This is a genomic window from Phenylobacterium sp. (assembly GCF_025934275.1).
Classification (GTDB): Bacteria; Pseudomonadota; Alphaproteobacteria; order Caulobacterales; family Caulobacteraceae; genus Phenylobacterium.
Genome location: NZ_JAICYI010000056.1, coordinates 1 through 24,951, shown reverse-complemented (window position 1 = coordinate 24,951; position 24,951 = coordinate 1). Strand labels below are relative to the sequence as shown.

Annotated in this window: 22 protein-coding genes, 2 tRNA genes and 1 pseudogene; 10 read left to right on the top strand and 15 right to left on the bottom strand. The window is 70.6% G+C overall.

What is annotated here, in order from left to right; translation table 11 throughout:
* The 3 genes and pseudogenes from Q0W60_RS13820 to Q0W60_RS13810 all read right to left on the bottom strand — a co-directional run.
* Nucleotides 1-198, bottom strand: a pseudogene (locus Q0W60_RS13820) (DUF2497 domain-containing protein); the annotation flags it as partial.
* A gap of 121 nt (nt 199-319) precedes the next feature.
* On the bottom strand, nt 320-1,846 hold the full coding sequence (locus Q0W60_RS13815; protein WP_297696559.1) for a TolC family outer membrane protein: 1,527 nt from the start codon (nt 1,844-1,846) through the stop codon (nt 320-322).
* 126 nt (nt 1,847-1,972) lie between these two features.
* Nucleotides 1,973-2,539 (bottom strand): protein-L-isoaspartate O-methyltransferase, encoded by a 567-nt coding sequence (locus Q0W60_RS13810; protein ID WP_297696557.1) that lies wholly within the window; start codon nt 2,537-2,539, stop codon nt 1,973-1,975.
* 147 nt (nt 2,540-2,686) lie between these two features.
* On the opposite strand from Q0W60_RS13810, the gene Q0W60_RS13805 reads away from it, so the two are divergent.
* Together Q0W60_RS13805 and Q0W60_RS13800 are read left to right on the top strand one after the other, a co-directional pair.
* Nucleotides 2,687-2,760, top strand: a tRNA-Cys gene (locus Q0W60_RS13805).
* Between the two features lie 88 nt (nt 2,761-2,848).
* Complete coding sequence (locus Q0W60_RS13800; protein WP_297696555.1) at nt 2,849-3,574, top strand: basic secretory protein-like protein; 726 nt, start codon at nt 2,849-2,851, stop codon at nt 3,572-3,574.
* Between the two features lie 26 nt (nt 3,575-3,600).
* Here the strand turns inward: Q0W60_RS13800 and Q0W60_RS13795 are convergent, their stop codons facing one another.
* Both Q0W60_RS13795 and Q0W60_RS13790 read right to left on the bottom strand, forming a co-directional pair.
* Nucleotides 3,601-4,659, bottom strand: coding sequence for a DMT family transporter (locus Q0W60_RS13795; protein WP_297696561.1), 1,059 nt, complete (start codon nt 4,657-4,659; stop codon nt 3,601-3,603).
* 28 nt (nt 4,660-4,687) lie between these two features.
* Nucleotides 4,688-5,572: a DUF1259 domain-containing protein gene (locus Q0W60_RS13790; RefSeq protein ID WP_297696553.1), complete on the bottom strand. Its 885-nt coding sequence runs from the start codon at nt 5,570-5,572 to the stop codon at nt 4,688-4,690.
* 465 nt (nt 5,573-6,037) lie between these two features.
* On the opposite strand from Q0W60_RS13790, the gene Q0W60_RS13785 reads away from it, so the two are divergent.
* The 3 genes from Q0W60_RS13785 (at nt 6,038) to Q0W60_RS13775 (ending at nt 6,796) form a co-directional block, all read left to right on the top strand.
* Nucleotides 6,038-6,241, top strand: a complete 204-nt coding sequence (locus Q0W60_RS13785; protein WP_297696551.1) for a hypothetical protein — start codon at nt 6,038-6,040, stop codon at nt 6,239-6,241.
* Between the two features lie 3 nt (nt 6,242-6,244).
* Nucleotides 6,245-6,391: a hypothetical protein gene (locus tag Q0W60_RS13780; RefSeq protein ID WP_297696549.1), complete on the top strand. Its 147-nt coding sequence runs from the start codon at nt 6,245-6,247 to the stop codon at nt 6,389-6,391.
* 141 nt (nt 6,392-6,532) lie between these two features.
* Nucleotides 6,533-6,796, top strand: a complete 264-nt coding sequence (locus Q0W60_RS13775) for a hypothetical protein (protein ID WP_297696547.1) — start codon at nt 6,533-6,535, stop codon at nt 6,794-6,796.
* Between the two features lie 3 nt (nt 6,797-6,799).
* Here Q0W60_RS13775 and Q0W60_RS13770 read toward each other — a convergent pair whose 3' ends face one another.
* The 3 genes from Q0W60_RS13770 to Q0W60_RS13760 all read right to left on the bottom strand — a co-directional run bounded on the left by Q0W60_RS13770 (nt 6,800) and on the right by Q0W60_RS13760 (nt 10,140).
* Nucleotides 6,800-8,845: a prolyl oligopeptidase family serine peptidase gene (locus Q0W60_RS13770; protein ID WP_297696544.1), complete on the bottom strand. Its 2,046-nt coding sequence runs from the start codon at nt 8,843-8,845 to the stop codon at nt 6,800-6,802.
* 113 nt (nt 8,846-8,958) lie between these two features.
* Nucleotides 8,959-9,111: a hypothetical protein gene (locus Q0W60_RS13765; protein WP_297696542.1), complete on the bottom strand. Its 153-nt coding sequence runs from the start codon at nt 9,109-9,111 to the stop codon at nt 8,959-8,961.
* Between the two features lie 30 nt (nt 9,112-9,141).
* Nucleotides 9,142-10,140, bottom strand: coding sequence for a WYL domain-containing protein (locus tag Q0W60_RS13760; protein ID WP_297696540.1), 999 nt, complete (start codon nt 10,138-10,140; stop codon nt 9,142-9,144).
* 74 nt (nt 10,141-10,214) lie between these two features.
* Here Q0W60_RS13760 and Q0W60_RS13755 point away from each other — a divergent pair, with 74 nt between their 5' ends.
* Nucleotides 10,215-10,508, top strand: coding sequence for a hypothetical protein (locus Q0W60_RS13755; protein WP_297696538.1), 294 nt, complete (start codon nt 10,215-10,217; stop codon nt 10,506-10,508).
* A 151-nt stretch (nt 10,509-10,659) separates the two neighbouring features.
* Here the strand turns inward: Q0W60_RS13755 and Q0W60_RS13750 are convergent, their stop codons facing one another.
* The 4 genes from Q0W60_RS13750 to Q0W60_RS13735 form a co-directional block, all read right to left on the bottom strand.
* Nucleotides 10,660-12,261 (bottom strand): M20/M25/M40 family metallo-hydrolase, encoded by a 1,602-nt coding sequence (locus Q0W60_RS13750; protein WP_297696536.1) that lies wholly within the window; start codon nt 12,259-12,261, stop codon nt 10,660-10,662.
* A complete protein-coding gene (locus tag Q0W60_RS13745; RefSeq protein WP_297696534.1) occupies nt 12,258-13,070 on the bottom strand; it encodes a DUF5694 domain-containing protein in 813 nt (270 codons plus the stop codon). Before Q0W60_RS13745 ends, Q0W60_RS13750 begins: the two co-directional genes overlap by 4 nt.
* Before the next feature lie 110 nt (nt 13,071-13,180).
* The gene (locus tag Q0W60_RS13740) at nt 13,181-13,537 is read right to left on the bottom strand and encodes a DUF6285 domain-containing protein (protein ID WP_297696532.1); all 357 of its coding nucleotides are present in this window, start codon (nt 13,535-13,537) and stop codon (nt 13,181-13,183) included.
* The gene (locus Q0W60_RS13735) at nt 13,534-14,541 is read right to left on the bottom strand and encodes a phosphotransferase family protein (protein WP_297696530.1); all 1,008 of its coding nucleotides are present in this window, start codon (nt 14,539-14,541) and stop codon (nt 13,534-13,536) included. The genes Q0W60_RS13740 and Q0W60_RS13735 overlap by 4 nt, the downstream gene beginning before the upstream one ends.
* Nucleotides 14,542-14,656: 115 nt before the next feature.
* Here Q0W60_RS13735 and Q0W60_RS13730 point away from each other — a divergent pair, with 115 nt between their 5' ends.
* Nucleotides 14,657-16,081, top strand: a complete 1,425-nt coding sequence (locus Q0W60_RS13730) for an acyl-CoA dehydrogenase (protein ID WP_297696528.1) — start codon at nt 14,657-14,659, stop codon at nt 16,079-16,081.
* A gap of 130 nt (nt 16,082-16,211) precedes the next feature.
* Here Q0W60_RS13730 and Q0W60_RS13725 read toward each other — a convergent pair whose 3' ends face one another.
* Nucleotides 16,212-17,624, bottom strand: coding sequence for a Mur ligase domain-containing protein (locus tag Q0W60_RS13725; protein ID WP_297696526.1), 1,413 nt, complete (start codon nt 17,622-17,624; stop codon nt 16,212-16,214).
* 365 nt (nt 17,625-17,989) lie between these two features.
* Between Q0W60_RS13725 and Q0W60_RS13720 the strand changes: the two genes are divergently transcribed.
* Nucleotides 17,990-18,065, top strand: a tRNA-Asn gene (locus Q0W60_RS13720).
* 62 nt (nt 18,066-18,127) lie between these two features.
* Here Q0W60_RS13720 and Q0W60_RS13715 read toward each other — a convergent pair.
* Nucleotides 18,128-18,568: a VOC family protein gene (locus tag Q0W60_RS13715; RefSeq protein WP_297696524.1), complete on the bottom strand. Its 441-nt coding sequence runs from the start codon at nt 18,566-18,568 to the stop codon at nt 18,128-18,130.
* A 208-nt stretch (nt 18,569-18,776) separates the two neighbouring features.
* Here Q0W60_RS13715 and Q0W60_RS13710 point away from each other — a divergent pair, with 208 nt between their 5' ends.
* Entirely contained in the window at nt 18,777-19,853 is a 1,077-nt protein-coding gene (locus Q0W60_RS13710) for an efflux RND transporter periplasmic adaptor subunit (protein WP_297696522.1), read from the top strand.
* Between the two features lie 25 nt (nt 19,854-19,878).
* The gene (locus Q0W60_RS13705) at nt 19,879-23,118 is read left to right on the top strand and encodes an efflux RND transporter permease subunit (protein ID WP_297696520.1); all 3,240 of its coding nucleotides are present in this window, start codon (nt 19,879-19,881) and stop codon (nt 23,116-23,118) included.
* 57 nt (nt 23,119-23,175) lie between these two features.
* On the opposite strand, the gene Q0W60_RS13700 is transcribed toward Q0W60_RS13705, so the two are convergent.
* Nucleotides 23,176-24,951, bottom strand: a 1,776-nt coding sequence (locus Q0W60_RS13700; RefSeq protein WP_297696518.1) for an ABC transporter ATP-binding protein/permease, incomplete at its 5' end; no start/stop codon positions are given.

Here is a 24,951-nt window from a genome sequence, read left to right as displayed (position 1 = left end):
GGGCTCCGGGGCGGGCGCGGGCTCCGGGGCGGGCGCCGGCTCCGGCGCGGCCGCGGCCGGCTCAGGCGGCGGCGGCTCGTCGCCCTGCGGCGGCGCCGCCGAGGCTTCGCCCTCCGGCGCCTCGTCTTCGGAGATGATCCGGCGAATGGACGCCAGGATCTCTTCCATGGTCGGTTCTTGGGAGGTCTGTTCCGCCATTTGCCTGCGCCGAGCCAGAAGAGGGAAGAATCCGTCGAGGCCTAGCCTAGGCGCTGCACCGCGATCCTGCAATTTCCGGCGGCGAAGTCTCGGCCGGCGAATTCGCGCGCCAGGCGAAGTCCTACCTCTTCGGCGGCGGGACCGTCGCCGGCGCGGGCGGCGGCTGCAGCCCCGGCGGGATGGGCTTCTCCTGCGGCAGGGCCTTGGCCTGCGGGATCGGCGGGAAGGCGGCGTAGCGGTCGACGATGCCGATCGGCTCCTCCCACGGCACCCAGCCCCAGGTGATCCTGAGGCGCCGGAAGTTGGAGCGCGGATCGTAGTGCGGGACGGTGGGGATCAGGTCCTTGGCCTCGAGCCGGCCCATGACCGCCAGCAAGGTGGCGGCGGCGAGGTATTCGTCGTGGCGCGCGGCGACCAGGCTCAGCTGGGCGTTCCTGAGCTCCACGTCGGCGTTCAGCACGTCGATGGTGGTGCGCAGGCCGACGGAGAGCTCCTCGCGGGTGCCTTCGGCGGCGATCTCGGCGGCGCGCACCTGCTCGGTGTCGGAGGTGATGTTGGCGCGCGCGGCGATCAGCTGGTTCCAGGTCTGGGAGACGGTCTGCAGCACGCCTCGCCGCTGGGTCTCGATGGAGATCCGGTCGGAGTTGTTGCGCTCGATCGCCTGGCGGATCTGGGAGGACGTGAGGCCGCCGGTGAACAGCGGCACGGTGAGCACGGCGTTCACCTGCTTGTCGCGCTGGTAGAGGCTCTGGGTGAACGGATCGAGCGGGGCGTTGGAGAACCGCAGCGTGCCTTGCAGCGACAGGTTCGGCAGCCGGTTGGCGCGCGCCGCGGCGACCCGGGCGCGGCTGCCCTCCTCGGCGAACTCCTGGGCGCGCAGCTGCGGGCTGTATTGCTCGGCGATCGTGAAGGCGTCGTCGGGATTGGCCGGCAGCAGGTAGGCGAGCGACGGCTCGGGCACGAGCTCGCCCGGGTTCTGGCCGACGGCGGCGGCGTAGTTGGCGCGGCTGATGGCGAGCTGGGCCTGGGCGGTCTGCAGCAGCGCCTGGGCGGCGGCGAGGCGGGCCTCCGACTGGGCGACGTCGGTGCGGGTGATCTCGCCGACGTCGAAGCGGGCGCGGGATTCGTCGAGCTGCTTCTGGAGAACGACGAGGTCCTCCTGGCGGATCTTCAGGCCCTCCTGGTCGCGCAGCACGTCCATGTAGGCCTGGATCACCGAGATCAGCACCTGGGACTCGACCCGGCGCAGGTTCTCGCGGCCCTGCAGGATGTCGGCCTGGGCGGCGGAGACGTTGGCGGCGGTGCGCCCGCCGGTCCAGATCGGCTGGGTGAAGGTGAGCGCCAGGCTGCCGGCGTTGGTCTCGGCGCTCTGGGTGAGGAAATTCCGCGCCGCGCGCGGAATGGAGAGTTTGTCGTAGGTGGCGACGGCCTGCAGCTGCAGGGTCGGGCGCCAGCCGGTGCGCGCCTGGACGTACTCCTCGTCGATGGAGCGCTGAGTGGCGCGCTGCGCCTGCAGGGTCGGGTTGGTCTCGTAGGCCAGGGCGACGGCGTCGGAGAGCGTCTCGCCGGCGGCGGGCGCGGCGGCGGCGGCCGTGATCGCGGTGGTGAAGGCCGCGGCCAGAAGGCGTCCGCGAAGCGTCTTCGACATTCGTGACCCCCGATAGAGCGAGAGAAGATGAGAGGCTTTAGGCGTATAGGCCGCGGCGGGCGCGCCGGACCAGTGGGCTTTGTCTTAAGCTTTGTTCACGCTTGGACTTCGTTGTTGCGGCGCAAATCAGAAAGCGAAGCCATGTTGCGCCTCCATGCCGGCCAGGACCGGCGGTGTGGAATCGAACAACTCGCGCCGGCCGACGCCGTCCTGCGCCCTCACATAGAGGCAGGCCTTGCCGACCGGCCCGTCGCGCTCGACGACGCCGAGCCGCCCGCCGGACGGGGCGAGCGCCTCCAGCCAGGCCTGCGGCGCCCGCCCGACGGCGCCTTCGCAGACGACGACGTCGAACGGCCCGCCCGGCGCCTGATGGGGGTCCTCCATCCGGACGACGTCAAGGCCGAGCAGCTCCAGGAGGGCTGCGGCATAGGGCGCAGCGACAGCCAGCGCCCGCTCGCCCGGCATCGGGCGCAGCGCCTGCACGAGCTTGCCGAGATCGCGCGGCTTCAAGATCCAGCGGCCGGGCGCGTACTCCACTTCGATGTCGGCGTAGGCGAGGTAGGCCCTGCCCGGCGGCACGAACCGCTCACGCGGCAGCGCCCGCATGGCGTCCTGGATCCGCACGTCGGTGACGTCCTGGGTGCGAACCTGGCTCTCCACCATGTTCTCCCGGGCGGCGGCGAGATCGGCCATGAGGCTCCCCATGTCAGGCGGCGAAGCGACGCGCCGCGGCTTATAGGGCGGCCCGGCCGCGCAAGGCAATCGAACGAGCCGCCGCAGGGCGCAAGACACGTTGCCGAGCCGCAGGGCTTCTGTTAGCGATCCCGCCCGCTCCTGGACGGCCTGATGGCGGAGTGGTTACGCAGCGGACTGCAAATCCGTGCACGCCGGTTCGATTCCGGCTCAGGCCTCCAGGTCGGCGCCACTCGCCGCAACGGCATCGGCGGCCTCGGTGGCAACCAGGCAATGAAGCTGCAACACGCTTCGACTAATTGGCAGGGAATGGATCGGCGAAGCGTCTTCGCGGCCGGGTTCGCCCTGCTGCTCGCGGGCCGCGGCCAGGCGTGGGCGCAGACCTGCCGCGTCGACATCGCGGTCGACTACCACGGCTGGGCGGGCCTCGACGGCTGGACCGAAGAGCTGAAGCCGAAGCTGACCGGCTGGTGGCGGACCATCAACCAGGCGCTGGGCGCAACGTCCTGCAACGCCGACAAGACCCTCCGGCTCGAATTCTACGCGATCAAGCCGGCGGGGATCGCGGCGGCGGCCCGTGGCGACAGCGTGCTGATCAACGCCCCTTACGTTCTGGCCAACCGCGACAATTCCGACATGCTGCGGATGATCGCCCACGAGCTCGTCCACGTGGCGCAGGGCTATCCGAAGGGGACCGGACCCGCCTGGCTGACCGAGGGCATCGCCGACTACGTCCGTTATTACGTGCTGTTTCCCAGCGACGCCGGGCGAGCATTCGACCCGAGCCGGGAAAACTGGAGCGAGGGGTATTCGCCGGCCGCGGGCCTGCTGGCCTGGGCGCAGGCGAAGCAGCCGGACGTGGTGACGAAGGTCAACGCCGCGATGCGCCGGGGCGAGGCGGGCGACGCCGCGCTCACCGCCGCCACCGGGATGACCCCCGACGCGCTCTGGAATGGCTATCTGGCCAGCCACCCCGGCGCGGCTTCGGCGGCCAAGCGGCGCGCTTATTGGGACAGCCTGAAGCACGCGCCATAAGCCTAGCGCAAGGCGACGAACGTCCGCTAATGGCCGTGGCGATGGTGCAGGTCCGGGTAGTGCGGATGCTTGTGCCGCAACGGCGGGTGACGGTGCCGATGGCTGTGCGGCTCGCCCGGCGGGTCGCCGGGCCCGTGCGTGTGCCGGTGGTGATCGTCGTGAACGTGCCGGTGTTCGTGGTCCATCGCCTCATGGAGATGCTCGTGCTCGTGCCGCTCCGAGAGGTGCAGATAGACCCCGCCCGCCATCAGGACCGCGGCGGCGGCCAGCGGGATGGTGAGCGGTTCGCGGAACAGGAACAGCGACAGCGCCGCGCCGATGAAGGGGGCGGTGGAGAAGTAGGCGCCGGTCCGCGCCGTCCCCAGATCGCGAAGCGCCAGGACGAACAGCACGAGGCTGACGCCGTAGCCGAAGAAGCCGACGACGCCGGCGGCCGCGATCCCCGACGGGCCCGGCAGGCGCGCGCCGTGCGCGAGCGCCAGGGTGAGGTTGACCGCGCCGGCGACGACGCCCTTGATCGCGGCGATCTGCACCGGGTCCGCGCCCGAGAGCTTGCGGGTCAGGTTGTTGTCGAGACCCCAGGCGACGCATGCGCCGACGATCGCGAGCGCGCCGAGCCCGACGCCGGTGGGCCCGCCCTGCCAGGACAGAAGCACCGCGGCCGCCAGGATCGCGAACGCGCCTGCGAGCAGCCGCCGGTCCACGTTCTCCTTGAACGCCACCCAGGCGATCGCCATCGTCGCGAGGCCTTCCACGTTGAGCAGCAGGGCGGCTGACGAGGCGGGGGTCCGGGCGAGGCCGAGCATGAGCAGCAACGGCCCCGCGACGCCGCCGGAGGCGACCACCAGGACCAGCCAGGGAATGTCGGTTCGCCGGAGCGGCGCTTCGGCTTCGGCTTCGGCGGGCGCTCGCAGCCGGCGGCCGAGCCGCGCCAGGCTCAGCCCCAGGCCCGAGCCAAGATACAGAAGGCCCGCCAGCAGCCAGGGATCGACGCCGTCTCCCAAGAGGAGCTTGGCGAGCGGCGTGCTGGCCCCGAAGAGCGCGGCCGAGGCCAGGGCCAGCAGCGCGCCGGGCGTGAACGTCACCGCTCGCAAGCTCGCCTCCTCCGCTCGATCAGGGGCGCGCCACCTTCACGCGGTCCAGCGCCGCCCTGAGCCCCCGCGCCAGCTTCGCCGCGTCGTCATGGGCCCAGAAATGCATGAAGAACAGGCGCGGCTCGTCATCGAGCATGTGGTTGTGGATCGCGGTCACTTCGATCCCGCTCGCCCGCAACGCCTTGATCACCGGGTTCACCTCGTCGGCCGTGAGCACGAAGTCGCCGGTGATGGCGGCCCTGCCCGCGCCCGTCGGCTGGAAATTGATCCCGATGGCCGAGCCCATCGGCGGCGGAATCGCCATGCCGCCGGCCGTCGGCGCCTGCGCGCGGGGGATGCTGAACTGATAGACCCCGCCGTTCGCCGTCCCTTTCGCGCCCAGTGTCTTGTCGAGCATCGCCGTGTCGAGGGCGAGCGGCGCGGCGGCAGGCGCGGGCGGGCTTGCGCCGAACGGGGTCCTGCTCCTCGCCAGCGCCGCATGGATCGCGGCGGCGAGCTTCACCGCGTCGCCGCGGCCGTCGATGTGCATGTACATGGTGGCCGGCGTGGCGCGCAGCAGGTGATTGTGCAGGGCGGTGATCTGGATGCCGTTCTGCTCCAGGACCGTCATCACAGGGTTCACTTCGGATTGCGTGAGCACGAGGTCGCCCATCACCTCGCTCGCACCGCCCATGTCGCGGAACGCCACCCATGAGCCCAGCGCCAGGGCGGGCTTGATCGCCACGCCGTCCAGCGTGACCTTCAGGTCGGATCGCGGCAGGCCCACCCGATAGACGCCGCCCGGCTGAACCGAGCCGGTCTTGCCGAGCGCCTTGCCGACCGCCGCCCAGTCCGTGGCCGCATGGGCCGGCAGGCCGAGCGAGGCCGCCGCGGCCAGGGCGATCATCAAAGTCCGAACACGCATCAGGTTCTCTCCCTTTCGAAATCCCTGTCGGCCGGCGGCAGGGCCGGCGACAGACAGCGGGCGGCGGGCGGCGGGATCATGCCGACCTTGGTTGAGCGAATGACAGGATGAGGTCGCCTTGTCCAAACGCGCGCTCCAAGGCCCGCGCGATGAAGCACGGCCCAAGAGCGGGTTCTTGGACGGCGAGCCGTCTGTGTCCGGGCGACCCGCGAGAGCCCGGCGTGTGGAAGCTAGCGCTTCGGAGGGAGGCGCGCACGCAAATCGTTGGCGAGGGAGCCAAGCCGGGCCGCGCGTCGCCGCCGGCCAGCGATTCGATCCGCAGGCCGAGCGGCTGATCGAGGTCCGCTCCCACGCTCGACCGGACCTGCGGCCGCCGAAGGCTGGGGGCGCCCGAAGCGCGGCCGGTCACCTCCCGTTAACCGCGTTGTGATGATGGTTCCGGGCAGGTCGCGGGGGTCGGCCGCCATGATCTTGAAGCCTTTCCGCCTGAAGCTCGGGGTTGCGGCCCTCGCCGCGGAAGCCGACGACCTGGAGGCGCGGCTGGGGCCCACCGGCGCGGTGCGTCACGTTCGCGCGCAGATCGCCCACGCCAAGCGCAACGCCCGGCCGCATCTCTACCGACTGCATGACGAGATCGTCCGTCGCCACCCCGCCATGATGTCGGCCTGACCGATGCCCATGCCGCGCCGCATGGACCGGGCCCAGCGGATGCGGGCGCAGCGACTCTGGTGGGAGCGAAATGGCGCCTTCTTCCGAGGCTTCCTCATGGGCGTGGTGCTGACCGCCGTGATCGCCTGGATCATCACGCGGTTTCGCTAAGCGCCGGCCTGCGCCGGGACGCGCGGCCGAGCATTCCGGGCGCATGGGACCGGTGGCCCTGCGACCGACGGCGGCGCAGCGGTGACTTGCCGCTCGGCAGGCGCTGGGCTCTAGTGCCCCGATGTCGCTGGGGAAAGTCGGATGCTGATATCGATTCTCGCCGTCGGGACCGTCCTGCTGGCCGATGCTTCGGCCGCCACCGCGCCCAGTCCGCCCGCCAAGGTCCAGAAGGCCGCCGATCGCCCGAAGCCGGTCTGCCACCTGGAGACCCGCCCGGGCAGCCACATGAGCCAGCGCGTCTGCCTGACCGCCGCGCAGGCGGCCGAGCGGGAGCAGGAAACCAAGGAGGCGGTCGAGAGCGTGCAGCGGCGCGGGACCCCTGAGCGACACGCGCCGGGACAATAGGCTTCAGTCCATCAGGCGCTGCATCAGGTAGGTGTATTCCAGCGCCACCCGCATCGCCCGCTCGTTCAGGTTGGCGGCCGCGGCGTGCCCGCCCTCCATGTTCTCGTAGTAGAGGAAGTCGTAGCCCAGCGCCTTGAGCTTCGCCGCCGCCTTGCGGGCATGGGCCGGGTGGACGCGATCGTCCTTCGTCGAGGTCTCCAGGAACACCTTGGGATAGGGCTGTCCGGCTCTCAGGTTCTGGTACGGCGAGTAGCTGAGCAGGACCTTGCGCTCGGCCGGATTGGCGGGATCGCCGTACTCGCCGACCCAGGAGGCGCCCGCGCCGATGTGGGTGTAGCCGATCATGTCGAACAGCGGCACCTGGATGACGATGGCCCGGTAGAGTTCCGGATGCTTGGTGAGCGCCACGCCCATCAGCAGGCCGCCGTTGGAGCCGCCCATGATCCCGAGCCGGCGGGGCGAGGTGATCCTGCGCCTGATCAGGTCCTCGCTCACCGCGAAGAAGTCGTCATAGACCCGCATGCGGTTGAGCTTGAGGCCGGCGTTGTGCCAGCGCGGGCCGAACTCGCCGCCGCCGCGGATGTTGGCGACGACATAGACGCCGCCCTTCTCCAGCCAGAGCTTGCCGACGGTGGCGGCGTAGGCCGGCGTCTGCGAGACCTGGAAACCGCCATAGGCGTAGAGCAGCGTGGGATTGGTCCCGTCCAGCTTCATGTCCTTCGGCCGGACGACGAAGTAGGGCGCCTTGGTCCCGTCCTTCGAGGTCGCCCAGTACTGCTCGACGACGTCCTTCGAGGCGTCGAAGCGGGCGGGCAGGCTCTTCAGCTTCTCCGGATGTCCCGCGGCCGCATCGGCCAGCCACTGGGTGTCGGGGGTGAGGAAGCTGGTGACGCCCAGGATCAGCCGGTCGTCGCGATCGGAAGCCGAGCCGATGTCGATCGAGGAGTCCTTCGGCAGATCGAGCTTCGTCGCGCTCCAGCCCGTCCCGCTGCGGGCGAAGGAGAGGACCTGGGCCTTGACGTTGTCGTAGAGGGCCACGACCAGCCGGTCGCGCGTGGTGGCCACCTCTTCGATCGCCTGGCTCTGCGTGGGCCTGAGCACCAGCTGCGGCTTCGGATGGGCCGGGTCGGCCTTGAGCTCGGCGAGGTCGATCGCGATCAGGTCGCCTTCCTTGAAGCCGGCGGCGGGCCAGTCCTGCTCGAGGGTGAGCGCAACCTGGTCGGCCACATAGCCCTGGATCGTCGAGCGGGTCGGCAAGGCGAGCTTCACCACGCCCTTGTCGGTGAGCAGGACGTGCTCGGTGTTGAAGAAGTCCAGCGCACGTTCGAGCAGCACCGCCTGAGCGCGGCCCGCCGGATCGCGCAGCACCAGGGGCGAGACCGCGACGTCCCTGGCCGTACCGCGGAACACCTCCCTGGCCGCCGACAACGGCTCGCCGCGCTTCCAGAGCTTGACGATGTAGGGATAGCCGGACTGGGTCACCTCGCCCTTCGCCCACTCGGTGGCGACGGCGAGGGTGTCGCGGTCGACCCAGGCGTAGTTGGACTTGGCCTCGGGCAGGGAAAAGCCGCCATCGACGAACTTGCCCGACTGGGCGTCGAACTCGCGGACGACGGAGGCGTCCTTGCCGCCGTTGGAGAGGCGCACCAGGCACAGCCGGTCGTCGGGCTTGAGGCAGCTCGCGCCGCCGAACACCCAGGTGACGCCCTCGGCCTTGGAGAGGGCGTCGACGTCGAGCAGCGTTCGCCACTGCGGATCGTCCGTGCGGTAGCTCTCGAGGCTGGTCGCGCGCCAGATCCCCTGCACGTGCTCGGCGTCCTGCCAGAAGTTGCGCAGCGAACCGTCGCCGGCGATGGCCACGGCGGGAATGCGGTCCTTGGCGGTGACGATCTTCAGCGCCTCGGCGTGGAGGCCGGCATAGCGCGGGTCGCTCTGCAGCTGCGGCAGCGAACGGGCGGTCTCCGCCTTGGCGAAGGCCAGCGCCTTGGCTCCATCGATCCGCTCCATGTAGGCGTAAGGATCGGGTTTCGGGGCCGGGGCCGCCGCCATCAGAAGTCCTCCCGCCGCGATGAGGGCCAGAACTCGCCTCATGGCCCGATAGAACCGGATGCAAGCGGAACGGCAAGGCCGGCGATATTAAACCTGCGTCATCCCGGCAGAGCTCATCCCCGGCGCTCGCGCCAGATGTCGAGGGCGAGGTTGGGGCGGACCAGGAAGAGACCGGCCCAGACCATGAGGGCGACGGCCCGGCGGCCGCGGCGGCGCAGGCGAAACTCCAGCTCGAAGATGTTGGCGTAGTCGCTGACGATGCTCATGAGGCTCTCCCGTTGCTGACGGGAGAAGCGCTAGGCGGCGGGTGCGCCAGAAGCGGTCGCATGGGCCCGGCGGGCGAGCTCGATCTGCTCGATCAGGGTCTGCTTCAGGACCGCGGGCGCGAGCACCTCGACCTGGTCGCCCCAGGTGAACAGGTGCCAGGCGAGCTCGCGCATGCCGCTGGCGCGGAAACGCACGATCACCGAGCCGTCAGCTTGCCGATCGAGCGTCTGATCCGAATGGAAGCGCCAGCGGAGCGCGCCCTCGGCCGAGGCCGGCTTGATCCGCAGGACCACGTCGTGGGTGTCGTCCTGATAGATGCCGAAGCTCTCGTCGGCGTAGTCCTGCAGCGAGAAGGCGGGATCCCGCCGGGCGGGGCGGCCGGTCGCCGCGACATCGCGAATGCGGTCGAGCCGCCAGTTGCGGGGCCGCCCCGCGCCTTCCGCGGCCACCAGGTAGTTCGCCCGCCCGAACAGGATGCCGTAGGGCGCGACCTCGCGCACGCGGCCCGGCTGCGAACCGCCGTCATAGCGGAAGGCGAGCGTCGAGGCGGCCTTCAGCGCCTCGCGGACGGCGGCGAGCACCGTCTCGTCCTCGAACGGCCGCGGCCCGGCCTGGACGGCGATGGTCTCGGCCTGCAGCAGCGCCTCGAGGTCCGGCGCGAGCCGGCGGCGGGCCGCGGCGCGGGTGGCGGAGAGCACCTTCTGCTCCAACGAGCGCAGGGCCGCGGCCCGGGCGGTGGCGCCCTGCCCCGCGAAGCTCTCGGCGGCGATGGCGAGCGCGGCCAGCTCCTCGGCGGTCGGGGCCTGGAAGAGGCCGTCGAGCCCCGCCGGGATGCGGAACCGGCGGGTGGGCGGATCCTCCACCTCCTCCAGCTGCGGGAACACCTCGCGGACGGCGTCGCGCATGCGCTCGGCGGTGCGCCGCCCGACCCCCAGCCGCTCGGCGATCTCGTCGAGGGTCAGGCCCTCGGCGGTGCTGGCCAACAGCCTCGCGAGCTCGAGCAGCCGGCCGGCCTTTTCGTGCCTCATGAATCGTACGTCCGTTTCTGTCGCAGCGGCTCATCAGAACCGAACCCAAGCGATCCCGCAACGGAGTTCGACCGATGGCATCCTACCGCCCCTTCCGTCCCGCCTACCTGCGCCCGGCCCGCCGCATCGCGCCGGCGTTCGAGCGCCCTGCGCCCCTGCCGGCGGCCGTGGTCGACGCGGTGCTGCGGTTCCATGACGAAGCGCAGGACCAGGGCGGCGGCCGCACGCTGCTCAGGCTGTCGCAGAAGCGCCTGCGCCACGCCGACATCCGCGCTGCGCTGGGCGAGCTCACCGAGCGGGCGGCCAACGTCTCGATCCTCTGGAACGCGCGCGAGGACGAGATCATCCGCGTGCTGGAGGCGGCTTAAGGGCCGCTTCACAGCGCAGCCCCGCGCTGCCAGGCTCTGCGGCGACGGCGACAGGAGCCACCCGTGACGATCAGCGTCCGGCCGGGCGAGTTCGAGGGCTCGATAGAGCGCGCAAAGCGCCGCGGCGCCTTCGACATCCGCGGCCCGGTGACTACCCGCCGGGCCCGCGGTCGCGCGCGGGATGGCGGGAGGGCGGCGGCCCAAGCGGCGCGGGCATGGCCTCGGGCGGAAAGCGGCCGAGCGGCGCGTCACGCATGGCGAGATCGTAGATCAACCCCGCCACCACCACCGCGGCCTGACGGGCGTCCGGCTCGTAGATGCGCTCGTAGGTGTCGAGCTGGGTATGCTCGGCCACGCCATTTTCCAGCGGGTCCTGAAGCAGGCCGATGCCCGGCAGTCCGGCGCGGGAGAAGGTTGTCGCGTCGGTCGAGCCGAGCCGCCGCATGCCGTGGGCGACGGCGCCAACCACGCCGAGATCAGAGAACGGCTGCAGCGCCTCGTGGAGGACCTCGCCGTCGGCCGGCGGACCGAACACATTGCCGCCGCGGATGCGCCCCGCGCCCCCGTCCAGATTGACGTACGCATCGAGCTTGCCGAATTCAGCGCCCGGGTGCTCCGCGTCCCCGAAATGCCGCGCGACATAGGCCTGGGACCCGAAGAGGCCCTGCTCTTCGCCCGTCCAGAGCGCCAAACGGATCGTGCGCCGGGGCCGAATGCCGAGTTCCGTCAGAAGTCGCACAGCCTCCATGACGATAGCGCAGCCCGCACCGTCGTCAGTCGCACCGGTCGCGAGGTGCCAGGAGTCCAGATGCGCGCCAACCATGACGACTTCGTCGGCCCTGTCCCCACCCGGAATCTCGGCCACGACGTCGTAGGCGGTCCGCCCCCGCGGATCGAGGCGGTTGCGGATGTCGAAGGCGACGCTGACCGATCGCCCGTCCGCGAGCAGCCGCACAATCCGGCCGTAGTCCTCGTTGCGAAGCGTCACGCCGGGCGGCGCGCGACGAATCTCGAAGGTGTCGTTGTAGCGCGCGGCGATCAGCCCCTGAGGGAGGTGCGCGTCGTCGACGCGCAGGCGGGCGCCTGCCGCGACGAGGAAGGCGTCGAGCTGGCGGTTCCACTGCGAGCGGGTGAGGACCTTCGAGTCCGACGGCTGGCCGGCCGCCGAGGCGCGCGCGGGGTCGTACACCTGGGCGAGGAACTTGTCGTCGAGACGATAAGGGACAGGATCGGCGTCCACGCCGGTCGGCTCGCCTTTTCCGACCATGACGATCCGCCCCCGCAGTCGCGGGCGGACCGAGGCGAGGTAGGCGGCCAGCGCCTTGCGCGTGGTCCGGCGCGGCGGATCGATGACCACAGGCTTCCCCGCGACGCGGGTTCCCGCCGTCCACGCCGTCGGCACGGCGAGGAGACGCGCGCGGACGGGAGTGGTGATCTCGGCGTCGGCGCGCGCATTGGTCCAGCCCGGATGGCCAAAATCCCACGCTTCGAGATGCACGTCCCGGAGGCCCCAGGCGGCGAGGGTCCGCTCGACCCACCTGGCCGCCGCGCGGGTATTTCGGGAGCCCGTCAGGCGGGGCCCATAAAGATCGGCGAGGACATGTGCGGACGGCAGGATTTCCGAGTGCGCGGCCTCCGCGCGTCGCAGCGCCGCATCGACCTCGGCGCTCGACCGGGCGGCTGCGGGCCACGCGAGCGCGGCCAGCATCGCGCCCAGCAGCGGACCCAGAGCCCAGCCCGCCGACCGCTTCATCTGGGCAGGTAGCCCAGGGCGTCCACGAGCTTCATGCCGGGCGTCTCGGTCACGCATTGGCGCAGCTGGTAGGCGTGCCCCGAGCCGAAGAACACGACGAGGCGATCTCCGGGCCGGGCAAGCTGCAGCAGGTGGGCGCAGATCAGGAAGTTGCGCCTGTACCAGGCCGCTTCGAGGTCGGCCCCCGGCTGGTCGGCGCCCGAGCCGACGCGCAGCATCTCGCGATAGCTGGCGTTGTTGGCCCAGATCTCGTCCGGCGAGTTCAGGAAGCGAAGAGCCGAGCCGATGCTGCCTCGGTCGATCCGCTTCTGCGCCTCGGCCACGTGGGCCTGTATCGCGGCGTTCGATCGTTCGATGACGCTCCACTGGCCGTGGGCCTTGGCGAAGTCCCAGAGCTGCGGGAACGGCAGGTCGCCGTCGGCGTCAATGCCGTAGACCGGGGCGGACGCCGCCTTGGCCAGCCGGAAGCCCAGCTGGACCACTTCATTGCGCGACGGAGCGAGCGTGCCCGCGAGATATTTTCGGTAGGGTTCGCCGATCTTGTCGGCGTCCCATTCGACGGCGACCTTGGTCGGACGGAATCCGGCGAGGTGATCGACGACCTCGGCGATCTCGGCCTGGCGCTTCGGCGCAAGCACGTCGTCGACGTGGGTGTTGAAGAGATCATGCCCCGGATTCGACATGTGGAACACGCCGACCACCATGACCTCGACCGGGCCCGCGCGAGCGGCGAGCGGCGGCGGCGCGGCCATCGCCGAAGTCGCGACCAGAAGCGCTCCGGCCACCGCGCAGAAACCCCATCCGCGCATGCGCGATCCCCCGCTGTGGACACTGGGGACCGACCTCTCACGGTCCGGCGAGCGGTGAAACTTAAAATTGAGTCACAATCGTCGACGACGAATTCGGAGCCGTCTCGAGCCTAGGACGCCTCGTGCTTGTAGTTGGGCTGGTCGATGGCGAGCTGGTCGAGGGCGTTGGCGCGCAGGGCGGCCAGCAGGCCGGGGGTCTCGACGCCGAGCTCGCCCGCGCGGAGCTTCTCGCAGAGCTCCCAGGTGAGGCCCTCATAGCTGCCGCCGTGGCCCAGGATCGGCTCGAGGCGCTGGACGGCCGCCGCCTTGGCCTCCTCGCCCAGCTTCAGCTCGCGGGTCACCGCGGCCAGCGCATTGGCCGCGACCCGGGCGAGAAACTGGTTGCGCGGGTCGAGCGCGGGGCGGATCTCCTCGATCCAGCGGCCGACGGCCTCGGTCAGCTCCTCCGGCTTCGGATGGGTGATCACAGCCCCGCCTCCAGGATGTTGATCAGGTCGATCTCGGTCTCGGAGACGCGGCGGCCGATCATCGGCCGCTCCACCGAGGCCGAGCCGCCGGTCGCCCAGCTCATGTACATGGTCAGGCACATGACGCCCCACTTGAGGCTGCCGAGCGTCTGCCAGAAGCGGACCCGCTCGAGCGGGACCGGCTCGCCGCCGGCGGCCTCGTAGCCCGCCAGCAGGTCGGCGTACTCGCCGAAGCCGCCGACCGGCCGGTCGGGGCGGGAAAACCGCCAGGAATTGGTGCAGAGCCAACCCATGTCCTCGGCCGGATCGCCGATGTGGGAGAGCTCCCAGTCGAGCACGGCCGCGAGGCCGGTCTCGGGGCTGATCATCAGGTTGCCGTTCCGGAAATCACCGTGCAGCATCACCGGCGCGCGCGGCTCGGGCAAATGCGCGCGCAAATGGCGGAAGGCGAGCTCGAGCACCGGCCGTTCGGCGCCGGAAGCACGATAGACCTCCTCGTAGCGGTCGAGCTCGATCGCGGCGTCGGCGAATTTGAGGTTGGCCGCCGCCGGCGGCGGCGTGGCGTGGATCTGGGCGAGCACCTCGCCGCACTGGCGCGCGAGCAGCGGCCGCACCGCGTCGAACTTCGGATCGGTGTTGATCCGCCGTCCGAGCGTCTCGCCGGCGACGCGGCGGGTGACGTGCGCCTCGCCCAGCCCATCCCGCTCATCGCACAGATGGACGAACGGCGGAGCCGGCGCGCCGCGGGCGGCGACCGCCCGGATCAAGGCGGCTTCGGCCGCCAGGCTGGTGGAGCGCGAGGTCTCCGGATCGGTGGGCGCGGTGCGGCGGCGCAGGATCAACTCCTGACGGCCGGAGGGCGCCTCGACGGTGAAGGCCCAGGTCTCGGCGCTCGCCCCGCCGGTCAGCCGCTGGGCCTCGCTGACGCGCGCGCCCTCGCCGGCCAGCCTGACGGCGAGCTTCCCCAGCGCCTCACGGACGTCGACTCGGCCGTCTACAGGCATGACCCCACGGAAGCCCTTTCCTGGTCTAGAGTGGCGATCTGGCGGGTCCCGGCCCCGCTTGTAAACCGATCACCCAAGGTAAGGCGGCCCGAGACCGCCCACGAGGACGCGACCCATGGATTTCGAGCTGCCGCAGGAACTCTCCGACTATCTGGACGAGCTGGACGCCTTCATCGAGCGCGAAATCAAGCCGCTCGAGCAGGAGAACGACAACATCAAGTACTTCGACCACCGCCGCGAGTACGAGCGGACGGACTGGGAGAAGGGCGGCCTGCCGAAGAAGGAATGGGAGCAGCTGCTCGCCGAGGCCAGGCGGCGCGCCGACGCGGCCGGGCATCTGCGGTTCGGCTGGCCCAAGGAGTTGGGCGGCAAGGGGGGCAGCCAGCTCTGGCTCGCCGTCATCCGCGAACACCTGGCCGCCAAGGGCCTGGGCCTGCACAACGACCTCCAGACCGAGCACTCGATCGTCGGCAACAACCCGTTCATCCTGATGTTCAAGGAGTTCGCGACCAACTCCCAGTACGAGCGCGACGCCGACAAGCTGCTGTCGGGCCAGATGCGCACCGGCTTCGGGCTGACCGAGCCGCTCCACGGCTCCGACGCCACCTTCATGGAGACCCGCGCGGTTCCGCACCAGAAGGACGGCCAGCCGGGATGGCTGATCCGCGGCGAGAAGATGTGGACCACGGGCATGCACGTGGCGAACTACATCATGGTCTACGCGCGCACCTCGGGGGAGGACGGCGACGCCCATGGCATCACCTGCTTCATCGTGCCGTCCGACGCGCCGGGTGTGAAGGTCGAGGAGTACCTGTGGACCTTCAACATGCCGACCGACCACCCGCGGGTGAGCCTGACGGACGTCTGGATCCCGGAGGACAGCTACTGGGGGCAGATCGGCGGCGGCCTGGCGCTCGGCCAGAGCTTCGTCCACCAGAACCGCATCCGCCAGGCGGCCTCTTCGCTGGGCGCGGCCGTCTACTGCATCGAGGAGAGCGTGAAGTACGCCCGGGCGCGCAAGCCCTTCGGCAAGGCGCTGGCCGAGAACCAGGCGATCCAGTGGCCGCTGGTCGAGCTCGCCACCCAGGCCGAGGCGCTGCGCCTGCTGATCCGCAAGACCGCCTGGCAGATGGACCGCATGGACCACAAGGAGATCGAGCGGACGATCTCGGACAAGGTCTCGATGTGCAACTACTGGGGGAACCGCCTGGTCTGCGAGGCCGCCGACCGGGCCATGCAGGTGCACGGCGGCATCGGCTATTCGCGGCACAAGCCTTTCGAGCACATCTACCGCCACCACCGCCGCTACCGGATCACCGAGGGCTCGGAGGAGATCCAGATGCGCAAGGTGGCGGCCTACCTGTTCGGCTATCTCGGGCCGAAGCGGAAGGCGATGTCGGCGGTGACCTGGGATGACGTGGACTACCGCCAGAGCGACCGGCCGACCGAGGGCGAACGGGCGGCGACCGAGAAGGCGACGAAGCGGGAGAAGACCGGGATCGAGGACGACTACGTCCAGCCGACCCCGGCCAGGCCCTAATCGTCATGGCCGGGCTTGCCCCGGCCACCGTGGTCGCCGACATCGCCGGAATGTCAGCGAAGCCGCCGCCAAGCTCTCTAGCGGCGGCGATCATGGGTCCCGGGGACAAGCGCGGGGACGGCGTGGTTGATCAGGCCGCGGCGGCTTCGGCGTAGAGCTGGTCGAACACCGGCGGCAGGGCGTCGGGGAGGCCGAGCAGGGGGCCGGAGGAGAGCAGCAGCACGACCTCGTCCCCGGTCAGGCCGCTCAGCGCCTGGATCGCATCGTCGGCGCTGGTCACGCCCTCGACGGCCACGCCGGCGGCGGCGGTGCGGGCGAGGATCTCGCCGTGGCTCGACTGGTGGTGCGTCTCGGCGCCGTGGGTCGGCGGCGGGGCCATCAGCACGCGGGCGGCGCCGGCGAACACCGTGTCGTACCAGGCGAGCGCATCGCGGCTGCGCCAGGAGAAGGTGTGCGGCTCGAAGACCACGACGAGCGGCCGCCCCGGATAGTGCAGCAGCATGGCCTCGATCGCCGAGCGGGCCTTCTCGTAGGACGAGCCGAAGCCCTCGATGACGGGCACACGCGAGCGGGCGGTGAGCCGGTCGAGCCGCCGGCGGATGCCCGCGAAGCTCGCGACGGCGCGGGCCAGCGCCTCATCCGAGACCAGTCCGCGATCGAGAAGGTAGGCGCCGACGCCCACGATGTTCTCGATGTTGTGCTCGCCCAGGAGGGTGGTGGCGAGCGCGAGGCGCCGGCCCGCCGGGGAGACCAGGGTGAAGCGAGTGGTCTCGCCGAACCCGACGGCCTCGGCGTGCCAGTGCGGGCCCGGCGCTGAGTCGTACCAGGCGATGCGGCAGGCGGCCTCGCCGGCGACGGCGCGGACCGCGGGATGCTCGCGGGCGACGAGCAGGCCGTCGGCGGGCAGCCCGCGCAGCAGTTCGCGGAACGGGGCCTCGTACTCCGCAAACGTCGGGAAGACGTTGACGTGGTCGTGCACCAGCGAGGTGAGCAGCACGTCGCGCGGATGGTAGAGCGCGAACTTCGAGCGGCGGTCGGCGGGACCCACGATGTACTCGTCGCCCTCGAGGATCACCTCCGGGGCGGTCCCCCAGTGCCCGGTGGCGGGCAGCGAGGGCGAGATGGCGCCGATCATCCAGCCCGCGTCACAGCCCGCCCCGCGTAGCACGTGGGCGATCAGCGCCGTGCAGGTGGACTTGCCGAACGAGCCCACGACGACGGTGTTGCGGCGGCCCTGCGTCGCCTCCCCGACCAGCTCGGGGAAGCTGGCGATCCTGACGCCCCGCCGGCGGGCCTCGGCGACCTCGGGATTGTCGGCGCCGCCGAGCTTGGCCGAGGCGCCCAGAACCAGGACGTCGAGGCGCTCGGGCAGGTTCTCCGCCGCGAAGCTCCGGTGGAAGGGGAAGCCCAGGCCCTCGACATAGGTGGAGAGCGGCGGGAAGGCCTCGGCGTCGGAGCCCGAGACCTCATGGCCGGCGTCGCGCAGCATCAGGGCGGCGGCGCTCATGCCGGCGCCGGCGATGCCGGTGAAGTGGATGCGCATGGACTTGCAGCGACTCCCCGAGCTGGCGATCAGGCGACGTGACTAGCCGATCGGAGGCGCCCCTCCAATCGGGAGCGACAATGGGTCCGCGCCCCGGGCCGCCGCGATTCGCGGCGCGCTCGGCGGCCGAAACGCGATTAATGAGTCATTCGAAGGCCTTAGGTCCGTTAACCCTGTCTTAACCACGGGAGTCCACCCTCTCCTGGTCTTCCTTGAAGACACCCCACCATCACCGACTTTGATTAGCCCGGCGTTCGCGCCGGGCTCTTTTTTTCAGGCCTCTGCGACGGCTCCGGCGTGCGGCGCTGGGGCGCTTGCGCGGGCATCCGGGCGCGCGTATATGCCCGGCCCTCGACTGGCCCTGATCCTCGGTAGCTCAGTTGGTAGAGCAGCCGGCTGTTAACCGGCGGGTCGCAGGTTCGAGTCCTGCCCGGGGAGCCAGGGGTTGCAGATATCACGCAAACTCAAGCGGTCCGGCTGATCTCGCGAGGGGCCTCGCTCGGCTACCAGGCGCCGACGTTGGGCATGGACGTCCAGGGCTCGGCCGGGGCCAGCGCCTTGCCCTTCTGCAGGAGCTCGATGGAGATCTGGTCGGGCGAGCGCACGAAGGCCATGCGGCCGTCGCGCGGCGGGCGGTTGATGGTCACTCCCCCCTCCTTCAGCCGCTGGCAGACCGCGTAGATGTCGTCCACCGCGTAGGCCAGGTGGCCGAAGTTGCGGGCTCCGCCATAGTCCTCGGCGTCCCAGTTGTAGGTGAGCTCGACCATCGGCGCGCGCCTGGCCTTGGCCTCCTCGACGTCGTCCGGCGCGCAGAGGAACACCAGGGTGAAGCGGCCGCCGGGGTTCTCCGAGCGGCTCACCTCCACCAGGCCCAGCTTGTTGCAATAGAAGTCGAGCGAAGCCTCGAGATCCTTCACCCGGACCATGGTGTGGAGATATTTCACCGTCGGCTCCTTCCGCAGCGGGCGTCCATAACTCCCTAACCCCGCCGTGCGATAGTTCAACCGCCCGCGATTCGAAGGGCGACCTGAGCAGGCTTCGGTTGCGACGATTGTGTCTGCGATTTCATTTGCACTCGCGTAACGGTGACATCAGAAGCTCAGGGTTGATTCGGCTGAGCGCAGGCTCACACGCCGGGGGGTTCGGGCGGCAATGCGTTGGAAGCCTCAGTATGTTTTCGTCGCCGTGGTGGCAGGCGCCCTGCTGCTGTACTTCGGCGCGCGGACGCTGCTGGACGGCGGCCATGCCCCGCGGGCGCAGGCCAAGCCCGCCGCCGCCGCGCCGGCCAGCGTAACCCCCAGCGTGCAGGTGATGCTGATCCCCGAGGCGGTGCGCGAGCGGCAGGTCGCGCTGCGCGGGCGCACCCAGGCGACCCGGACCGTCGTCGTGAAGTCGGAGACCGCCGGCGTCGTGGCCGAAACGCCGGTGCTGCAGGGCACGGTGGTGGAAAAGGGCACGGTGCTCTGCCGGCTCGCGGTCGATGCGCGTCAGGCGGCCGTCGACCAGGCGCAGGCCAACCTGAAGTCCGCCCAGCTGCAGGAGAAGGCGGCGGCGGAGCTGGCCCGCAAGGGTTATCGTTCGCCCACCCAGCTCCTGGAGGCGCAGGCGCAGATGGATTCCGCCCAGGCGGCGCTGCGCCAGGCGCAGATCCTGCTGGCGCAGGTGAACATCCGCGCGCCGTTCCGGGGCGTCTTCGACCACCGCGACGCCGAGGTCGGGACCTATCTTTCGGCCGGCCAGCCCTGCGGGACGATGATCGAGCTCGACCCGCTGCTGGTGGTCGGCGACGTGCCGGAGATGGACGCCGCCAAGCTGCACCTCGGCGCGGCGGGCACGGCCAAGCTCGTCGAGGGCCAGACGCTCACCGGCCGGATCCGCTATGTGGCCCATGACGCCGATCCGCAGACCCGCACCTACCATCTGGAAGTGATCGCGCCCAATCCGGGGCTGGCGGTCCGCTCGGGCCTGTCGGCGCAGGTGAGCATCAGCGTGGGCGCCGGCCCGGCGCACCTGATCCCGGTCTCCGCCTTGGTGCTCGACGCCGCCGGACGGCAGGGCGTGCGCTATGTGACCGACGACAATCGGGTGGCCTTCGCCCCGGTGAGCGTGATGGAGGAGACGCCGCACGGCGTCTGGGTGAGCGGCCTCTCTGGCCCCGTGCGGGTCATCACCGTCGGCCAGTCGTACGTGGCCGAGGGTCAGAAGGTGCAGGTCGCGCAGGCGCGCTAGCGCCGGCGGGGCCCGGGACAGGCGGATGCTGATCGGTCCGATCATCGACGGGGCCATCAAGCGGCGGAAGGTCGTGCTCGGCGTGACCGTGATCGCCGTGCTGTTCGGCATCCTCGCCTACCTCACCATGCCGCGCGAGGCGCAGCCCGACATCACCCTGCCCTACATCTTCATCGAGGTGCCGTTCCCCGGCGTCAGCCCGGAAGACGCCGAGCGCCTGCTGGTCAAGCCGCTGGAGGTGCAGCTGCAGACCATCAAGGGCGTGGTGCACATGAACGGCGTGGCGCGCCAGAACATCGCCATCGTCACCCTGGAGTTCGACCCCTCCATCCCCATCGACAAGGCGCTGGCCGACGTCCGCGCGAAGGTGGACATCGCCCGCAGCCGCTTCCCGCCGGACGCCGAGCAGCCGATCGTCGAGGACGAGGACTTCGCCGACCAGCCGGTGATCGGCATCGTGCTGTCGGGCTCGGCGCCGGAGCGCGAGCTCACCCGCATCGCCCGCGACCTCAAGGAGCGGCTGGAAAGCTCGCCCGGCATCCAGGAGGCCGACTACAGCGGGGTGCGCGAGGAGTTCATGGAGGTGACCATCGATCCGGTGCGGATGGAAGCCTACAACATCACCGCCAGCGACCTCGCCAACGTGATCGGGCGCAACAACCAGCTGGTGCCGGCCGGCAGCCTTCGGCACGGCGCGGGGAGCTTCGCCGTCAAGGTGCCCGGCGTGGTGCAGAACCCCGCCGACATCCTCGCCCTGCCGGTCAAGAAGAGCGGCGACCGCGTGATCACCGTCGGCGACATCGGCGAGGTGCACCGCACCTTCAAGGAGCCGGACTTCATCACCCGGTTCAACGGCGAGCCGGCGGTGGCGCTGGACGTCTCCAAGCGCCCGGGCGCCAACATCCTGCAGACCGTGCAGACGGTGCGCCAGGTGGTGGCGGCGGAATCCAAGCGCTGGCCGCCGACGGTGAAGGTCGCCTTCACCTACGACAACTCCGACTTCATCGCCCGCATCCTGAAGATCCTGGAGAGCGGCCTGCTCTCGGCGAGCCTGCTGGTCATGCTGATCGTCGTGGCGAGCCTCGGCATCCGCCAGGGGCTGATGGTCGGCCTGTCGATCCCGATCTGCTTCATGATCGGGCTGATGATGATGCATTTCATGGGCGTGACCCTCAACCAGATGGTCATGTTCGGGATGGTGCTGGCGGTCGGCATCCTGGTCGACGGCGGCATCGTGGTGGTGGAGTACGCCGACCGGAAGATGGCCGAGGGCCTGCCGAAGGAGGAGGCGTACGCCGCCGCCGGCAAGCGGATGTTCTGGCCGGTGGTGAACGGCACCCTGACCACGCTCTGCGCCTTCCTGCCGTTCATGTTCTGGAACTCGATCACCGGGAAGTTCATGAGCTTCTTCCCGCTGACCCTGTTCTTCGTGCTGGGCGCCTCGATCTTCGTGGCGCTGATCTTCACCCCGGCGTTCGGCTCGATCTTCGGCGGCAAGGGCAAGGCCGACGAGGCGCACCTGGCGGAGATCATGAAGTCCGAGCGCGGCGACCCGCGGCAGATGCGGGGCTTCATGGGCTGGTACGCGCGCACGCTGACGGTGCTCGGGCGGCACCCCGGCCGGGTGCTGGCCACCGCGCTGGTCATCGTCGCGGCGGTGGTCGTCTGGTTCGCCTCGACGCCGCATCGGGTGGAGTTCTTCCCGAGCGAGGATCCGGAGTTCGTGACCGTCTACGTCAAGGCGCGCGGCAACCTCTCGCCTGAGGCGCAGGACCAGCTGGTGCGGCAGGTCGAGGCCCGGCTCACCGGCGTGAAGGGGATCGATTCCCTCTACGTGCGCTCCGGCGGGTTCGCGACCAACGGCGGCCCCAACGCCGCACCCAACGACACCATCGGCCGCATCCAGGTGGAATTCGACAAGTACGAGCAGCTGAAGGGCCTGGGCCTCACCGGCGAGAAGATCGCCGACACCATCCGCAGCCGGGTGGACCAGGTCCCCGGCCTGCAGGTGGAGGTGCGGCTGCCGCAGAACGGGCCGCCGACCGGCAAGGCCATCCAGGTGCAGCTGCAGAGCCACGACCCCGCGGCGCTCGACCGCGCCGCGGATCAGGTGCTCGCCAAGTTCAACGCCGACCCGCAGCTCATCGAGGTCGAGGACACGCGCACCTCGCCCGGCATCGAATGGAACCTGCAGGTCGACCGCGAGGCGGCCGGCCGCTACGGCGTCGACGTGCTCTCGGTGGGCCAGGCGATCCAGTACCTCACCGACGGCGTGCTGGTCGGCCGCTACCGGCCCGACGACGTGCAGGACGAGCTCGACATCCGCGTGCGCTTCCCGGCCTCGGCGCGCAACGCCGCCGCGTTCGACCAACTGAAGATCACCACCCCGCTCGGGCCGGTGCCGGCCAGCTACTTCATCAAGCGTGTGCCGGCCCAGCAGGTGAGCCAGATCCAGCGCCGGGAGGGAGAGCGCCTGGTCATCGTGCAGGCGAACACCGCCCGCGGCGTGGCGGCCAACCAGAAGATCGCCCAGTTCCGGCCGTGGCTCCAGAAGACGCTCAGCGATCCGGCGATCCGCTGGAAGTTCACCGGCGCGGACGAGGAGGGCAAGAAGGCCCAGGCGTTCTTCGCCACCGCCATGATGGTCTCGCTGTTCATGATGGGCGTGATCCTGCTCTGGCAGTTCAACAGCTTCTACGGCGTGCTGGTGACGCTCTCGGCGGTGGCGCTCTCGACGGTCGGCGTGCTGCTGGGCGTGCAGGTCAACCTCGCCCACACCTTCGACTACCTGTCGGTGATTATGATCGGCACCGGGATCGTCTCGCTGGCGGGAGTCGTGGTCGGCCACAACATCGTGCTCGTCGACACCTTCTACCAGCTGCGGCGACAGGGCCATCCGGCCGACGAGGCGGCGGTGCGCGCCGCGGCCCAGCGGTTCCGGCCGGTCATGCTGACCACCCTGGTGACGGTGGTCGGGCTGCTGCCGCTGATGTTCCAGCTGCACCCGGACTTCGCCGCCGGTCGGATCGAGAGCCATGCGCCGGGCTCGGCCATCTGGGTGCACCTGTCGGCGTCGGTGGTCTGGGGCCTCTCGTTCTCGACGCTGCTGACGCTGGTGCTGACGCCGGTGCTGCTGGCGGCGCCGAAGATCTCGGCGCAACGGACGCACCGGGCGCTCGACTGGGGCCGCGGGGTGCTCGGCATCAAGCGCAAGCCGCTCCCCGCGCCTCGCCCCTCGAACGACCTGCCGCAGGCGGCGGAGTAGCCGGCGAAGATGCTCCCCTGAGGGGGAGCTGTCGCGAAGCGACTGAGGGGTTTGACCCTAGGTTTCGCGCGTCTGCCTTCGCCAGAGGGCGGCGTACTCGCCGGTGCGGGCGAGGAGGTCGGCGTGGGCGCCGTGCTCGACGATGCGGCCGCGGCGCAGGACGAGGATCTGGTCGGCGTCGACGATGGTGGAGAGCCGGTGGGCGATGACCAGGGTGGTGCGGCCGGCCCGGACCTTGCGCAAGGTCTCCTGGATGGCGGCCTCCGTGGGCCCGTCGAGCGCGCTGGTCGCCTCGTCGAGAATGAGCAGACGCGGATCGGCCAGCAGCGCTCGCGCGATGCCGACCCGCTGGCGCTCGCCGCCGGAGAGCTTCAACCCGCGCTCGCCGACCAGGGTGGAAAGGCCGTTCGGCAGGCCGTCGATGAACGGGCCGAGCTCGGCGGCGTCGGCGGCGGCGCGCACCTCCTCGGGGCCGGCGTCGGGCCGGGCGAAGGCGATGTTGGCATAGAGCGTCTCGTTGAACAGGGCCACGTCCTGCGGCACCAGCGCCACCGCGCTGCGCAGCGAAGCCAGGCGCACCTGGCGCAGGTCGAGGCCGTCGATCCGCACGCAGCCGGCCTGCGGATCGAGCAGCCGCATGGCGAGCCGGGCCGCCGTGGTCTTGCCGCCGCCGGAGGGACCGACGAGCGCCACCGTCTGGCCGGGCCGGGCCTCGAAGCTCACGTCCTTCAGGCCCACCGAACGGGCGTCGTGGCGGAAGCTCACCTGCTCGAAGGCGAGCGCCGCGCCGCGGCCGGACGCGGGCGGCAGGTCGCGGGCGCTCGGCGCATCGCGGATCTCCGGCTCGACGCCGAGTAGGTCCACCATCTGCTCCATGTCGATGAACGCCTGGCGGATCTCGCGGTAATTGAAGCCCAGCATTCCGAGCGGCTGGTAGAGGTTGCGCAGCAGCAGCGTGGCGGTGACGACCCCGCCGATGCTCATCGCCCCGTGGACCACGTAGAGGCCGGCCATGACCGTCATCACCGCCAGGCCGGTCTGCAGGATCGCCGATTGGGCGGCGTTCAGCATGTTCAGCGAGGTGTTGGCCTGGACGGAGGCCGCCACGTAGTCGTCCATGGCGCGCGCGTAGCCGCCGACCACACGGCCCTCGGCCCCGAAGGTCTTCACCGTCTCGTAGTTGATCAGGGCGTCGATGGAGAGACCCGCGGCGCGGCTGTCGGTCTCGTTCAGCCGCCGGCGGTGGTCGAGCCGCCAGTCGGTGATCCGGAAGGTCACCGCCACATAGAGCAGGATGCTGACGAAGGTGACGCCGGAGAACGCCCAGCCGAGCCGCAGCGCCATGACGCCCATCGCCAGCACGAGTTCGATGAGCGTCGGGCCGATGTTGAACACCACGCTGCGGATCAGGAAGTCGGTGGAGCGCGAGCCGCGGTCGATGACGCGCGCGAGCGTGCCCATCTGCTTCGACTGGTGGAAGTCGAGCGAGAGCCCGAGCGCGTGCTGGAAGCTCTCCACCGCCGCCTTGGCCATGGTCGCCTGCGAGACCCGCATGAAGATGGCGTCGCGGGCGAACGGCGCGCCGGCCGCCGCGAGGCTCAAGGCCGCGGTCGCCACGGCGGCGAGCGCGAACGGGCCGAGCGAGGCCGGATCACGCGGATGGATCCGGTTGATGGCGTCGCCGAACACCACCGGCGACCAGACGCCGGCCACCTTGCCGAGGAACACCAGGCCGAGCGCCGCCCCCAGCCTGAGGCCGAGCCGCGGCGCGCCGGAGCGCAGCACGAGGCGAGCGAGATCGGCCATCGAGGCCCAGACGCTGAATTTCGCGCC

Coding starts and splice junctions, on each gene's coding strand:
- Q0W60_RS13750 (WP_297696536.1), bottom strand. CDS start 12,261: ATGAAGCGGTCGGCGGGCTGGGCTCTGGGTCCGCTGCTGGGCGCGATG.
- Q0W60_RS13725 (WP_297696526.1), bottom strand. CDS start 17,624: ATGCGCATCCACTTCACCGGCATCGCCGGCGCCGGCATGAGCGCCGCC.
- Q0W60_RS13765 (WP_297696542.1), bottom strand. CDS start 9,111: ATGAGCATCGTCAGCGACTACGCCAACATCTTCGAGCTGGAGTTTCGC.
- Q0W60_RS13755 (WP_297696538.1), top strand. CDS start 10,215: ATGGCATCCTACCGCCCCTTCCGTCCCGCCTACCTGCGCCCGGCCCGC.
- Q0W60_RS13745 (WP_297696534.1), bottom strand. CDS start 13,070: ATGCGCGGATGGGGTTTCTGCGCGGTGGCCGGAGCGCTTCTGGTCGCG.
- Q0W60_RS13815 (WP_297696559.1), bottom strand. CDS start 1,846: ATGTCGAAGACGCTTCGCGGACGCCTTCTGGCCGCGGCCTTCACCACC.
- Q0W60_RS13705 (WP_297696520.1), top strand. CDS start 19,879: ATGCTGATCGGTCCGATCATCGACGGGGCCATCAAGCGGCGGAAGGTC.
- Q0W60_RS13730 (WP_297696528.1), top strand. CDS start 14,657: ATGGATTTCGAGCTGCCGCAGGAACTCTCCGACTATCTGGACGAGCTG.
- Q0W60_RS13790 (WP_297696553.1), bottom strand. CDS start 5,572: ATGCGTGTTCGGACTTTGATGATCGCCCTGGCCGCGGCGGCCTCGCTC.
- Q0W60_RS13775 (WP_297696547.1), top strand. CDS start 6,533: ATGCTGATATCGATTCTCGCCGTCGGGACCGTCCTGCTGGCCGATGCT.
- Q0W60_RS13760 (WP_297696540.1), bottom strand. CDS start 10,140: ATGAGGCACGAAAAGGCCGGCCGGCTGCTCGAGCTCGCGAGGCTGTTG.
- Q0W60_RS13770 (WP_297696544.1), bottom strand. CDS start 8,845: ATGGCGGCGGCCCCGGCCCCGAAACCCGATCCTTACGCCTACATGGAG.
- Q0W60_RS13735 (WP_297696530.1), bottom strand. CDS start 14,541: ATGCCTGTAGACGGCCGAGTCGACGTCCGTGAGGCGCTGGGGAAGCTC.
- Q0W60_RS13785 (WP_297696551.1), top strand. CDS start 6,038: ATGATCTTGAAGCCTTTCCGCCTGAAGCTCGGGGTTGCGGCCCTCGCC.
- Q0W60_RS13710 (WP_297696522.1), top strand. CDS start 18,777: ATGCGTTGGAAGCCTCAGTATGTTTTCGTCGCCGTGGTGGCAGGCGCC.
- Q0W60_RS13800 (WP_297696555.1), top strand. CDS start 2,849: ATGGATCGGCGAAGCGTCTTCGCGGCCGGGTTCGCCCTGCTGCTCGCG.
- Q0W60_RS13780 (WP_297696549.1), top strand. CDS start 6,245: ATGCCCATGCCGCGCCGCATGGACCGGGCCCAGCGGATGCGGGCGCAG.
- Q0W60_RS13810 (WP_297696557.1), bottom strand. CDS start 2,539: ATGGCCGATCTCGCCGCCGCCCGGGAGAACATGGTGGAGAGCCAGGTT.